General features: G+C 63.8%; 9 protein-coding genes. 4 read left to right on the top strand and 5 right to left on the bottom strand.

Annotated features, from left to right (window positions below):
• From PKA57_RS10420 to PKA57_RS10405, 4 genes are all read right to left on the bottom strand, one after another.
• A partial coding sequence (locus tag PKA57_RS10420) for an iron-containing alcohol dehydrogenase (RefSeq protein ID WP_324300258.1) occupies positions 1 to 1154 on the bottom strand: 1154 nt, incomplete at its 3' end.
• Positions 1151 to 2545 (bottom strand): aldehyde dehydrogenase family protein, encoded by a 1395-nt coding sequence (locus PKA57_RS10415; protein ID WP_324300256.1) that lies wholly within the window; start codon positions 2543 to 2545, stop codon positions 1151 to 1153. The genes PKA57_RS10420 and PKA57_RS10415, both read right to left, overlap by 4 nt.
• Entirely contained in the window at positions 2546 to 3925 is a 1380-nt protein-coding gene (locus tag PKA57_RS10410) for a glutamine synthetase family protein (RefSeq protein ID WP_324300254.1), read from the bottom strand.
• Positions 3926 to 4023: 98 nt separating this feature from the next.
• Positions 4024 to 5589: an amino acid permease gene (locus tag PKA57_RS10405; RefSeq protein WP_324300252.1), complete on the bottom strand. Its 1566-nt coding sequence runs from the start codon at positions 5587 to 5589 to the stop codon at positions 4024 to 4026.
• Between the two features lie 391 nt (positions 5590 to 5980).
• Here PKA57_RS10405 and PKA57_RS10400 point away from each other — a divergent pair, with 391 nt between their 5' ends.
• On the top strand, positions 5981 to 6859 hold the full coding sequence (locus PKA57_RS10400) for a division plane positioning ATPase MipZ (protein ID WP_324300250.1): 879 nt from the start codon (positions 5981 to 5983) through the stop codon (positions 6857 to 6859).
• Between the two features lie 43 nt (positions 6860 to 6902).
• Here the strand turns inward: PKA57_RS10400 and PKA57_RS10395 are convergent, their stop codons facing one another.
• The gene (locus tag PKA57_RS10395) at positions 6903 to 8747 is read right to left on the bottom strand and encodes a D-alanyl-D-alanine carboxypeptidase (RefSeq protein WP_324300248.1); all 1845 of its coding nucleotides are present in this window, start codon (positions 8745 to 8747) and stop codon (positions 6903 to 6905) included.
• Between the two features lie 434 nt (positions 8748 to 9181).
• Between PKA57_RS10395 and clpS the strand changes: the two genes are divergently transcribed.
• The 3 genes from clpS to PKA57_RS10380 are packed head-to-tail and all read left to right on the top strand — an operon-like array spanning position 9182 to position 12310.
• A complete protein-coding gene (gene clpS, locus PKA57_RS10390; RefSeq protein ID WP_324300246.1) occupies positions 9182 to 9514 on the top strand; it encodes an ATP-dependent Clp protease adapter ClpS in 333 nt (110 codons plus the stop codon).
• 49 nt (positions 9515 to 9563) lie between these two features.
• On the top strand, positions 9564 to 11927 hold the full coding sequence (gene clpA / locus PKA57_RS10385; RefSeq protein WP_324300244.1) for an ATP-dependent Clp protease ATP-binding subunit ClpA: 2364 nt from the start codon (positions 9564 to 9566) through the stop codon (positions 11925 to 11927).
• The gene (locus tag PKA57_RS10380) at positions 11924 to 12310 is read left to right on the top strand and encodes a hypothetical protein (RefSeq protein WP_324300241.1); all 387 of its coding nucleotides are present in this window, start codon (positions 11924 to 11926) and stop codon (positions 12308 to 12310) included. The genes clpA and PKA57_RS10380 overlap by 4 nt, the downstream gene beginning before the upstream one ends.
• Positions 12311 to 12338: the final 28 nt, after the last annotated feature.

Raw genomic sequence — 12338 nt, 5'->3', positions numbered from 1 at the left:
TTCTGATAGAGCGTTTCGTAGTCGCCCACCGTCATCGGAAGCGGGTTGCCGCCGGTCGAAGGGTCGGCGAGCGCCATGGGTGCCGCTTCGGGAATGACGTCGAGGCCGACGCCGATGTCCTTCAGCGTGTGCGGAATGGCGATGTCCTCGCGCAGCCGCAGCACCCAATCGACGAAGCCGTTGAAGCTCTGGTCCGCAAGGCCGAGATAGCGGGCCGCCGCCGCGAGCTTTTCCTCGATGGCGGATTTGTTGTGGATCAGCACATAGGGCATGACGACCGCATTGGTGAGGCCGTGATGTGTGCCGCGCAGCGAGGAGCAGGGATGGCTCATCGAGTGCATGGCGCCGAGCCCCTTCTGGAAAGCCGTCGCGCCCATCGAAGATGCGGCGAGCATGTAGGAGCGCGCCTCGATATTGCTTCCCTGTTTCACGGCGACGGGAAGCCATTCCTTCACGAGCCGCATTCCTTCGAGCGCGATGCCCTGCGCCATCGGGTGCCAGAAGGGCGAGCAGAAGGCTTCGAGATTATGCGAGAGCGCATCCATGCCCGTCGCCGCCGTGATATGCGCCGGAAGGTTCACCGTGAGTTCGGGATCGGCGATGACCTCCACCGGCTGCATCTTCGGGTGGAAGATGATCTTCTTCGTGTGGTCGCGCTCGTCGGTGATGACGGCAGCGCGACCGACCTCGGAGCCTGTGCCCGCCGTCGTCGGCACGGCGACAACCGGCGCGATGCCCTTCGGATCGGCCCGCGTCCACCAGTCCTCGCGGTCTTCATAGTCCCACATGGGACGCGCCTGGCCGGACATGAAGGCGATTGCCTTGCCCGCATCCATGGCGCTTCCGCCGCCATAGACGATCACGCCGTCATGATGGCCGTTGCGGAAGCATTTGAGTCCCGCCTCCACATCGGCGCCGGTGGGGTTCGGATGCACATCGGCGAAGAGCGCGCTCGGCAGGCCGCCATGTTCGAGCGCGTGCAGCGCCTCGATGATCATGGGGAGCGGCTTCAGCCCCGGATCGGTGACGAGGAGGGGGCGCGAGATGCCGGCGGCACGGCAGGTCTCGGCGAGTTCCGCGATGCGGCCGGGGCCGAAGCGGACCTTGGTCGGATAGTTCCAGTTGGCGGAAAGCGATGGGTACTTGTCGATCATTTGGTTTTTGTCCGCAGGTGATAGCTCTTCGGCCGTGTGAGGTACTCGTAGCCGATGCGCGAAAGCGTGCAGCCGCGGCCCGTATCCTTCACGCCCGTCCAGGCGAGCGCCGGATCGAGATAGTCGCAGCGGTTCATGAAGAAGGTGCCCGTTTCGATGCTGTCGCCGATGACGATGGCGGCGTCCTCGTCTTCGGTCCAGACCGAGGCGGTGAGCCCATAGGGACTGTCGTTCATGAGCCCGACCGCCTCCTCGTCGGAGCCGACCTTCATGATGCCTATGACGGGGCCGAATGTTTCCTCGCGCATCACATCCATCTGGTGATTGACGTCGACGAGAACCTGCGGCGCGAGATAGGGTGTGCCGGGCTTCGAGGCGGGAAAGAGCTTCTCGTCGATGAGGGCCCGGGCGCCACCGCGCACGGCGCTTTCGATCTGTCCACGAACGAATGAGGCAGCGGAGGTGCGCACCATGGGCCCGATCGTGGTTTCGGGATCGAGCGGATTGCCGAGCCTGTATTTCTTCGTCAGTTCGACGAAACCGTCGACGAATTCGTCATAGACATCGGCATGGACGTAGAGGCGCTCCTTGCCGCAGCAGGACTGGCCTGAGTTGAAAAAAGCGCCATCGACGATGTTCTCGATGGCGAAGGGCAGGTTCGCATCGGGCCGGACATAGGCCGGGTCCTTGCCTCCGAGTTCGAGCCCGATGCCGATGAAGCGACCGGATGCGGCCTTGACGACGGCATGGCCGCCTGCGACCGAGCCGGTGAAGGCGACGTAATCGACGCGGCTGTCGCCGATCGCGCGTTCGGTCGTCTCGTGGCTCATATGGAGGATCTGGAAAAGCCCGTCCGGCGCGCCCGCCATCTCGAAGGCGCGCTGGAAACGCTCCGCGCAGAGCGGCGTCTGGCCGGAATGTTTCAGGATCACGGCGTTTCCGGCCATGAGGGCGGGAACGACGCAGTTCACTGAGATGAGATAGGGATAGTTCCAGGCCGCGATGGCGAGCACGACGCCCAGGGGCTCACGCCGCAGCCAGCGGTTGAAACCTTCCTTGGGGCCGACATCGATGTCGGCGAGCGCCTCGGGCGCGATGGCGACCATGTAGCGCGCGCGTTCCTCGAAGCCGCGCACCTCGCCCGCGCCGAACGCGACGGGGCGGCCCATCTGCCAGGCGAGTTCGGGAACGATCTCGTCCTTCATCGAAACGAAAGCCTCGACGAAGCGAAGGCAGAGCGCCGCCCTTTCATGGAGCGGCACGCGCTTCCATGCGGCCTGCGCCTGTTTCGCCTCGCTCAGCGCCCCGTCGACCTCGCGCCATGTGGCCAGGGTGCGTTCGGCATAGATGCTCCCATCGACCGGGGAGACGACTTTCAATGTATCGCTCATTTATCCGCGCTCGAATCCTCTCATGACTTCCCAGTCCGTCACGCGACGGTCGTACTCGAACTGCTCCCAGCGGCCCGTATGGAGGTAGTGCTCGATCACCTCGTCGCCAAGCGCGGCCCGTAGCGTATCGGATTTCTCGAGCTCGGTCAGCGCGTCGCGGAGTGTCCTTGGCAGCGAAGGAATGCCGGTGCCCGCATAGGCGTCGCCCTTGAACTCGGGTTCGAGGGCGAGCTTGCCCTCGATACCGGCGAGCCCGGCGGCGATGAGGGCGGCATAGGCGAGATAGGGATTGAGGTCGGCGCCGCCGATGCGGCATTCGACGCGCAGGCTCTTGCCATGGCCACAGAGGCGGAAGCCGGCCGTCCGGTTGTCGTTCGACCAGACGACATTGGTCGGGGCGAAGGTGCCCTGAACGAAGCGCTTGTAGGAATTGATGTTCGGCGCGAGGAAATAGGTCATCTCTCGTGCATGTTTGAGCTGGCCCGCTAAGAACTGCTGGCCGAGCGCGGAGAGACCGTAGAGCTTACTCTTCTCATCGTGAAAGAGCGCCTTCTTGTTCTTGTCGTCCCAGAACGACAGATGGATATGGCAGGAGGAGCCTGCCAGCGCATAGTTCCACTTGGCCATGAAGGTGATCGCCTTGCCGTGAAGATGCGCGATCTCCTTGATGCCGTTCTTGAGGATGGTGTGGCGATCCGCCATTTCGAGCGCCTCGGCATAGCGGATGTTGATTTCCTCCTGCCCGGGGCCCCATTCACCCTTCGAGTTCTCGACCGGCACGCCCGCGCCTTCGAGCCCGTTGCGGATGGCGCGCATGATGCCTTCTTCCTTGGTCGTGCCGAGGATGTGGTAATCCTCGATGTACCAGTTCGCGGTCTTGAGGCCGCGATAGTTCTTCTCATGCACCGCCTCGTAGCTGTCGTCGAAGAGATAGAACTCAAGCTCCGATGCCGTCATGGCTGTCATTTTCGCTTTCGCGAGGCGTTTGAGCTGCTGTTTCAGAATGGCGCGCGGCGCATGGGGAATGTCCTCGCCGTGATGATCGAGCGTATCGCAGAGCACGAGCGCGGTTCCCGGCAGCCAGGGAATGCGGCGCAGCGTGCCGAGATCGGGCTTCAGCACGAAATCGCCATAGCCCTTTTCCCAGCTCGCCGCCTTGTAGCCGGGCACGGGCTCCATATCGGCATCGACGGTGAGAAGATAGTTGCAGGCATGCGTTTCGTGGACGGCGGTGTCGAGAAAATAGCCGGCCTGCATGCGCTTGCCGACGAGGCGGCCCTGCATGTCGGGCATGGCCATGATGACGGTGTCGATATGGCCGGCGCTGGCGAGATCGGAAAGCTGATCGAGAGTGAGTTTCCCGGAGGCGGGCTGTGGCATCGAATGGGCTCCATTGTTCCTGCTGGGCGGTTCGCGAACCGCCGGAGCGTCAGGCAACAGGGCCTGACGCTCCATCATGATGGTTCAAGCGCGGGAAATCAGACGCGCGTCGTTTCGCCCACGGCGGCTTCCGCCGCGCGGATATTCGCCAGACGTTCGGCGGCGAGTTCGCCGGTGGGCGGACCCTGGAAGCGCCTGTTCTCGAACACCACCCAGACGACGGCCGTGACGATGAGGAAGCCGACGGTGATGTCGAGCGCCCAATCGTTCGGCGGCTGCACGCCGATGGTGAAGATGAGCACCATCGAGATGATCGAGAGGATAGCGACGAGCGAGTAGGCCCCGCGGCCGATATTCCATGGACCCATCTTCGGCCATTTCGAGGTTCCGTAAGTGAAGAGACCGAGCGTGATCGGGATCACGAAGGAGAAGAACAGGAAGATGACCGTGCAGGAAACCACGATCGCGTAAGCCGATGTGCCGGCGATCGAGACGAGCGACGCGCCCCAGACGAAAAGGAAGGCCGATGTCGCGCCGGTCCAGATGGCGGCCACTGGCGTGCGGTATCTGGGCGAGACTTTCGCAAGCACCTTGGAGAAGGGCAGGCCGCCGTCGCGCGAGAAGGCGAATATCATGCGCGACGCCGATGTCACCGTCGCCAGGCCGCAGAGAAGCTGCGAGACGAAGATGGCAAGGTAGAGCGCCTCCTTGAGCCCGCCGGGAACGCGGGCATCCATCGCCCAGAAGAAGACGTTCCAGCCCTGCTTCGCCGCCTCGTCCATGTCGGGGATCATGAGCACGAAGGAGCACAGCATGATGTAGCCGAAGACGGTCGACCAGATGACGGAGCGCACCATGCCGCGCGGCACGGAATGGGCGGCACGGACGGTTTCCTCCGACGTATGGGCCGAGGCGTCATAGCCGGTGATCGTGTAGATCGGCAGCAGGAGGCCGAGGAGGAAGACCCAGCTATTCGAGACTTGCGGCCACACGCCGCCGCCCGCGTCGCCCGAATAGTTATGGAACGTGAAGAGCCGCGCGAACTCCCATGACGGCGCGAAGACGAGGCAGACCACGGCGAGCACGACGGCGGTCGCGAAGATCAGATAGCCCGAGAAGTCGGTGAGCTTCGCCGTGAGGCCGATGCCGTAGTGATTGATGAGCGCCATTCCGCCGGTGATGATGCCGAGGAAGATCGTCTGGTTCGTCAGCGTGTTCTCGATGCCGAGCGAGGTGCCGAAGGCGCCGATGAAGAACGTCCATGTGCCGGCATTGATCGCGCCGAGCACGGTGACGAGGCCGAGAAGGTTGAACCATGCGGTCACCCAGCCCGTGAAGCGGTTGCCGAGCAGCGAGCCCCAGTGATAGAGCCCGCCGGCGGTCGGGTAGGCCGAACTGATCTGCGCCATGGCGATGGCGAAGACGCCGGAGACCGCGCAACCGAGCGGCCAGCCTATGCCGATGCCGATGCCGCCCGAACCGGATGTGGCCTGGGCGAGCGAATTGATGCCGCCCGAAAGAATGCAGATGATCGAAAAGGAAATCGCGAAGTTCGAGAATGTTCCCATGCTGCGCAGCAGTTCCTGGGCATAGCCCATGCTGTGCAGAACCTTGATGTCTTCCGATATGTCGCCAGAGCCTGGCGGTTGCTTGTCCGTGGCCATCTTCCCCTCATGAATCCTGTTGCGTTTCATCATCTGGCCCGGCCGGGCCGATGTTCGATCACAGAATGGGAAGACGACGCGCAGCCGTTCGGCCCCTCCGGCTTTCACCGTGGGACCATGCATTCCTCGTGACTTTTTAGGCTGATAAGCGACATGGCGAAGGCGGCCCCCCTTCAAAGAAAACCGCGTGGACTCCCCGTGTGAAAAAGTCTGCACCCATTCAGGCCGCTTTTCATCAGGATTGTTGAAATAGTCGTGTCGTATTTTGCGAATGCTGCTAATCGGTTTCCCAGAAGGGTCTGATCGGGAATCGCCTCGATGGTGGCGGTTGACGGGCGACGGAGGCGAACGGACACTCGCTGACGGGCTCAAATGACGGGGTTCTGGGGATATGACTGATACCGGGCAGGAGCGGAAATCCGCTCATATCGTGGTGCTTGGAAATGAAAAGGGCGGTTCAGGCAAGACCACGAGCGCCATGCACCTCATTGCCCTGCTTCTGCATGAGGGTGCGCGGGTCGGCTCGATGGATCTCGATGGGCGCCAGCGTTCGCTGACGCGCTATGTCGAGAACCGCAAGGCCTGGGCGGAGGCGAACCGCGTCAATCTGGTCATGCCGGATCATGTGGTCATTGCGCGTTCGGACGCCGATTCGGTGAGCGAGGCGCAGGCAGCCGAGCGCGAGGCCTTCGAGACGAATTTTGCGCGCCTGGCGCTCGCCAATGATTTCGTCGTCATTGATTGCCCCGGCAGCGACACCTTCCTGTCCCGCCTCGGCCATGCGGTGGCCGACACGCTCATCACGCCGATGAATGACAGCTTTGTAGATTTCGATCTTCTTGGCCGTGTCGACCCGCAAAGCTGGAAGATCAAGGGCCCGAGCGTTTACAGCGAGATGGTTTGGGAAAGCCGCAAGCGCCGCGTCATGGCGGATGGCGGCAAGATCGACTGGGTGGTGATGCGCAACCGCCTCTCCTCGCTGGCGGCGAAGAACAAGCGCCGCGTCGAGGGCGTGCTTGAGTCGCTTGCCGATCGCATCGGCTTCCGCCTTGCGCCCGGCTTTGGTGAACGCGTGATTTTCCGCGAGATGTTTCCCTCCGGGCTGACGCTTCTCGATCTCAGGGAGGAGGGTGTCGAAGCGCAGATGTCTATGTCGCATGTCGCGGCCAGGGCCGAGGTGCGCGCGCTGCTCGATGTGCTGCAATTGCCGATGCCCGCCGCCCGCGCGGAAAGCGCCGCGCCGATGGACGGTCAGCTCGCTATGGGTTGAGAGGCCGCCGGCCCCGCATCGGGCGGGCGAAGGCGCAGGCCGTTCAGCCGCGCGATTTCTCGTGGGAGGCGCCGCCCTGCGGGATCGCCCAGTTGGCGGGCGGAATGGCGATGCAGGAAATGCTCTCGCGGGCGAGGCGGCCGCAGGCATTGCGCGCTTCCTTCTCGCCCTCGAAGCCGCCGAAGCGCGAGCGATAGAGCGTGCGATTGTTCGCGGTCTTGACCGGGATCGTGACCGGCACGGCCTTGTTGAGTTCGGGCGCGGCCTTGATGGCCGAGCGGATGCGGTCGACGGCATCTGCCTGTTCGGCGAAGGCGCCAATCTGGATGACCCAGCTTCCCTCGGGAATGAGCGGATCGCTCGCCGTCCAGCCATGGCCGCTCGGCGCCGGCGCGGCCGTGGCGACGGTCTGGCGGAGATCGAGCGATTGCGTCGCCTGCGAGCCCTCGCTGGCCTGGGCGGGCGTCACGATGAAATTGCCGAGCTGGCGGCCCGCCTGGCGAACGGGGCCTTCCGCCTTCTTGAGGGCAGCGAGCGCATAGGCGGTGGCGTTGTCGATGGGCGCGGCCGCGGGGCGGCTGGCTCCGGCATTCGCGTTGGCGCTGGCGGGACGCGGCGCGGGCAGAATGGGCGTGGCCTGCGTGGCGGGCTGTACGGCGGCGAGACGCACCGGCTCAGGCTTTGCCGGCATCGCGATGACCGGGGCACTGGCGAGTGTGCCGGCAGGCGCCACGGCGGCCGGAATGGCGATGGGTTTCGCCACGACCGGGGCAGGGGCGGCGACAGGCTTGATGGCCGGAGGCGCGGAAACGACGATCGGGGCGGGCGAGGCGCTCAGGCTCGCGACGCGGTCGGTGCCCGTATAGGATTCCTCATCCGGATCGTGCTCGTCGGCCGAGGCAAGCGAGGCGAGCGCCATGCGCTCCCGATCGGATATGCCCACCGGCTTCTTCGCCGGGGCGACGGCAGCGAAGCGCGTCGTGGCGGCGCCATCCCGCATGGCGACGGCCCGGGGAAGCGCGCGGTCGAGGATCTCGACCATATGGGCGTCGCGTGCCCGCGCCGTCGTTCCGCCAAGCACGACACCGATGACCGACTTGTCATCGCGCATCACCGTCGTGGTCAGGTTGAAACCGGATGCGGCGGTGTAGCCGGTCTTGAGGCCGTTCACGCCCGCATATTTGCCGAGCAGCCGATTGTGATTGCGGATCTTGCGGCCATCCCACTCGAACTCCTCGGTCGAGAAGTAGGCGAAATATTGCGGAAAGTCCTTCTGGATGCGCCGGGCAAGCGTCGCCTGATCGCGGGCGGTGGTGAGCTGGCCCTTGTTAGGCAGGCCCGAGGCGTTCATGTACTGGGTGCGGTCCATGCCGAGCGCGCGCGCCTTCGCCGTCATCATGCGGGCGAAGTCCTTTTCCGTGCCGCCGATATATTCGGCGACCGTGGCGGCGACATCGTTGGCGGATTTGGTGACGAGGCCGAGGATAGCATCCTCGACGCGGATCGTGTCGCCGCGGCGCAGGCCAAGGCGCGAGGGCGCCTGATTGGCGGCATGGGCGGAAACCGGCATGCGCGTGTCGAGCTTGAGCCGGCCGTCGCGCAGGCGCTCGAAAACCAGATAGAGCGTCATGACCTTGGTGAGCGAGGCCGGATAGCACTGCGTGTCGGCATTGTTCGAGTAGAGAACGCGGCCGGTATAGGCGTCCATCACGAAGGCGGCGGATTTCGGAACGAAGGGCTCGGCCTTCTTGTGCTTGGTGCGCGCCTCGGCGCCACCGGCGATCATGAGGCAGGCGAGCAGAAGCAGTCCGGCAAGAAGGAGCCTCGTCGCACGGCCCTCAGCGGAGTTCGCGATCGACCACGGATTCGAAAGCGCAAACGCAAACATGCCCGTTGAACCCCGTGTATCAGACGCCCCTGCCAGGCGAGCGGGTCAAGCCCGCAATTCATCCCCGAAACTGACTGTAACCACTCGGATGCGATTTGTGAATCCCCGGCCCGCCGAAAATGAACGAAAAACGTCGAGATTCCCGCAGCTTGGCCAGAATCACCGGAAGGCATGCCGCACTCGCCGCCCGATGAGCCGCCCCGGCCGGATCGAAAGCCGGTCGCGCGCGGCCGCCTCGCGGCGGATTATGCGAGGCCGGGCGCGAGCCGAAGAGATTGCCGCGATCGGGCTTTGAAATCCGCGAGATTCGCCTATGTAATAGGAGCGCCGGGACATGATTTCTTCCGGCGCGAGATCGGGTCAGGACTTTGAGAAAAACCGGCTTGCCGGTGTCGGAGGGCAGGCCGGTGTGAGTGACTTTGTAAGGATGGGGCATGTCTGACGACACGCGGCGAGGGGATGACGACAGCGGAACGTCCACCGGCGTCATCACGAAAACCAAGCCGAAAACGAAGAAGCCCTCTTTGTACAAGGTGCTTTTGCTGAATGACGACTACACGCCGATGGAGTTCGTCATTCATGTGCTAGAGCGGTTTTTCAACAAGGGCCGCGAGGACGCGACCCGGATCATGCTCCATGTCCATCAGCATGGCGTGGGCGTTTGCGGTCTCTACACTTATGAGGTCGCCGAAACGAAGGTGACGCAGGTGATGGATTTTGCCAGGCAGAACCAGCACCCGCTGCAATGCACAATGGAGCGAGAATAGCGTAAGGTTTGAGTCACGGGGCTGGGAGCAGCGGAAGGAAAGGTCTTAAGTGCCGACATTTTCACGCAGTCTGGAGGAAGGCCTTCATCGGGCACTGGCGCTCGCCAATGACCGCAATCACGAATATGCGACGCTCGAGCATCTTCTGCTTGCGTTGCTGGACGATCCGGATTCGGCCGCCGTCATGCGCGCCTGCAACGTCGATCTCGGCGTGCTCAGGCAGCAGCTGACGAACTACATCGACAACGAGCTTTCGAGCCTGGTCGTCGACGATGGCGAGGACTCTAAGCCGACAGCCGGCTTCCAGCGCGTCATCCAGCGCGCGGTCATCCATGTGCAGTCATCTGGCCGGGAAGAGGTGACGGGCGCCAATGTCCTCGTCGCCATGTTCGCCGAGCGCGAGAGCCATGCCGCCTATTTCCTGCAGGAGCAGGACATGACGCGCTATGACGCCGTGAACTACATCAGCCACGGCATCGCCAAGCGTCCGGAAATGAACGAGGCGCGGCCGGTGCGCGGCGCGAGCGAGAGCGACGGCGAACCGCGCGATAAGGCGCGCGCGGGCAAGGAGCGCTCGACCGAGGCGCTCGACGCCTATTGCATCAACCTCAACGAGAAGGCGCGGCAGGGAAAGATCGACCCGCTGATCGGGCGCGAGAAGGAAGTCGAGCGCACGATCCAGATCCTGTGCCGCCGCTCGAAGAACAACCCGCTTTTCGTGGGCGATCCCGGCGTCGGCAAGACGGCGATCGCGGAAGGTCTCGCGCGCCGCATCGTCAATGGCGAAGTGCCGGAAGTGCTGCTCGACGCGACGATCTTCTCGCTCGACATGGGCACGCTGCTTGCGGGCACGCGCTATCGCGGCGATTTCGAGGAGCGCATCAAGGCCGTCATCAAGGAGCTTGAGGCCTATCCCGGCGCGATCATGTTCATCGACGAGATCCACACGGTGATCGGCGCGGGCGCGACGAGCGGGGGTGCGATGGATGCGTCCAACCTGCTGAAGCCGGCCCTCGCCAGCGGCACGCTGCGCTGCATCGGCTCGACCACCTACAAGGAATACCGCCAGCACTTCGAGAAGGACCGGGCGCTTGTCCGCCGCTTCCAGAAGATCGATGTGGCGGAGCCGACGGTGCCGGACTCGATCAAGATCCTCAAGGGCCTCAAGCCCTATTACGAGGACTTCCACAAGGTCCGCTACACGAACGACGCCATCAAGTCGGCGGTGGAGCTTTCGGCCAAGTACATGCACGACCGCAAGCTGCCGGACAAGGCGATCGACGTCATCGACGAGGCAGGTGCCTCGCAGATGCTGTTGCCGGAATCGCGCCGCAAGAAGACCATCGGCGTTGCCGAGATCGAGAATGTGATCGCGACCATGGCGCGCATTCCGCCGAAATCCGTGTCGAAGACCGATACGGAGAAGCTGCGCGATCTCGACGTGGAGCTGAAGCGCGTCGTCTTCGGTCAGGACAATGCGATCGAGGCGCTCGCCGCTTCGATCAAGCTTGCACGCGCGGGCCTGCGCGAAGCGGAAAAGCCCATCGGCGCCTATCTCTTCTCGGGCCCGACCGGCGTCGGCAAGACCGAGGTCGCACGCCAGCTCGCCTCGATCATGGGCGTGGAGATGCTGCGCTTCGACATGTCGGAATATATGGAGCGGCACACCGTCTCGCGCCTCATCGGCGCGCCGCCCGGCTATGTCGGCTTCGACCAGGGCGGGCTCCTCACCGATGGCGTCGACCAGCACCCGCATTGCGTGCTGCTGCTCGACGAGATCGAAAAGGCGCATCCGGACCTTTTCAACATCCTGTTGCAGGTCATGGATCACGGCAAGCTCACCGATCATAACGGCAAGAAGATCGACTTCCGCAATGTCGTTCTCATCATGACGACCAATGCGGGCGCCTCCGAGGCGGCGAAGAATGCCATCGGCTTCGGCGGCGGCAAGCGCGTGGGCGAGGACGAGGACGCGATCAAGCGGCTCTTCACGCCCGAGTTCCGCAACCGGCTCGATGCGGTCATCCCGTTCGCGCCGCTGACGCCGGAGATCATCGCGCATGTGGTCGAGAAGTTCGTGCTGCAACTCGACGCCCAGCTCGCCGATCGCAACGTCACGATCTCGCTGACGCCGGAGGCGAATGCCTGGCTCGCCAAGCGCGGCTATGACGACCAGATGGGCGCGCGGCCGCTTGCCCGCGTCATTCAGGAATCGATCAAGAAGCCGCTGGCGGACGAGGTTCTCTTCGGCCGTCTGCTGAAGGGCGGGCATGTCGTGGTCAAGGTGGGCGAGGGCGATACGCTCGTCTTCGACATCGAGGAAGCGGTCACACGCACCCCGCCGCCGCCGAAAAAGCGCGGTGCCGGCGACGACAGCGGCTCGACGCCCAGGGTTCCGCTGCTCGTCGAATGAGCGGGCATGCGGAAAGCATCAAGGCGGCCATGAAGTGTCTCGACGACTTCATGGCCGCTTTCAATGCGCGCGATCTCGCCGCGTGGGAGCGCACCTTCAATTTTCCGAGCGTCAGGCTCGCTTCCAACGATCTCGTCATCATCGACAAGCCGGGCTGGCACAAGCCGAGCCTCTTCGAGACCTCGCTCGGCGATGGTTGGCATCATTCCGCGTGGGAGCGGCGCGAAGCCATCCATGCGGGCGAGGACAAGGTCCATTTCGACACGCGCTTCACGCGCTATCGGGCCGATGGTAGCGTCATCGGCAGCTACGATTCGATTTATGTCGTGACCCGACAGAACGGTCACTGGGGCATCAAGGCGCGGTCGAGTTTCGCGCCATGACGGCTCCGGGGTAGCAGGCAGACAAGGC

It is taken from the genome of Parvibaculum sp. (assembly GCF_035325945.1).
GTDB lineage: Bacteria > Pseudomonadota > Alphaproteobacteria > Parvibaculales > Parvibaculaceae > Parvibaculum.
This window is presented reverse-complemented; position numbering and strand designations above follow the sequence as displayed.

Bases quoted from the DNA above. Each gene is read 5' to 3' on its own strand.
- PKA57_RS10415 (WP_324300256.1), bottom strand. From the start codon at position 2,545: ATGAGCGATACATTGAAAGTCGTCTCCCCGGTCGATGGGAGCATCTAT.
- PKA57_RS10410 (WP_324300254.1), bottom strand. From the start codon at position 3,925: ATGCCACAGCCCGCCTCCGGGAAACTCACTCTCGATCAGCTTTCCGAT.
- PKA57_RS10405 (WP_324300252.1), bottom strand. From the start codon at position 5,589: ATGGCCACGGACAAGCAACCGCCAGGCTCTGGCGACATATCGGAAGAC.
- PKA57_RS10400 (WP_324300250.1), top strand. From the start codon at position 5,981: ATGACTGATACCGGGCAGGAGCGGAAATCCGCTCATATCGTGGTGCTT.
- PKA57_RS10395 (WP_324300248.1), bottom strand. From the start codon at position 8,747: ATGTTTGCGTTTGCGCTTTCGAATCCGTGGTCGATCGCGAACTCCGCT.
- clpS (WP_324300246.1), top strand. From the start codon at position 9,182: ATGTCTGACGACACGCGGCGAGGGGATGACGACAGCGGAACGTCCACC.
- PKA57_RS10380 (WP_324300241.1), top strand. From the start codon at position 11,924: ATGAGCGGGCATGCGGAAAGCATCAAGGCGGCCATGAAGTGTCTCGAC.